1 protein-coding gene is annotated in these 640 nt (G+C 65.5%); it reads right to left on the reverse strand.

What is annotated here, in order from left to right; genetic code table 11:
- A partial coding sequence (locus tag HZZ16_RS36975; RefSeq protein ID WP_197955785.1) for an AI-2E family transporter occupies window positions 1-640 on the reverse strand: 640 nt, incomplete at both ends.

Genomic DNA, 640 nt, shown 5'->3' on the forward strand with positions numbered 1-640 from the left:
CCTTCAGGATCAGCGCGACGATCAGGAGCGGGGACGACAGGAACGCGCCCATCGGCCCCCACAGCCAGGTCCAGAACGCGAGCGCGAGCAGCACGGCGAGCGCGTTCAGGGCGAGCCGCCGCCCGATGATCGTCGGCGTGATGAAGTGCCCCTCCAGAAAGGTGAGGCCAGCGAAGGCGAGCGCTGCCATCAGGCCGCCGCTGATGGTCGGGAAGGCGATCAGCCCGACCACGACCAGCACCGCGAACATCGCCACCGGCCTGATCTGCGCCCTCACCGGAATGCCCAATCCGGCCGGGCTGGGTGCACTGGCGGCCACGCTCAACTTCATCCCGATCATCGGGCCGGTGGCGATGCCGACGCCGACATTGATGAGGGTGACGGTCAGCAGATAATTGCCGAGATGGACCTCGATCTCGTTGAGGATCCGGAGCGTGCGCAGCCGCGCGTCATGATCGCTGAAGGTCATGATCATGGCCCGCCGCAGGTCGCGCCAGCTTGCGATGAACAGGATCAGGGTGACGAAGAACAGCAGGAATTCGGTAAAGGTCGGTGACAGGAATTCCAGCGTCGGCTGCACCCACTCGACCTTGGGGATGTGGAGGCTCGGGAATCCCTCCGAGCCGCCGAGCATGGCTTG

Source organism: Bradyrhizobium glycinis (genome assembly GCF_016031655.1).
Lineage (GTDB): Bacteria > Pseudomonadota > Alphaproteobacteria > Rhizobiales > Xanthobacteraceae > Bradyrhizobium > Bradyrhizobium glycinis.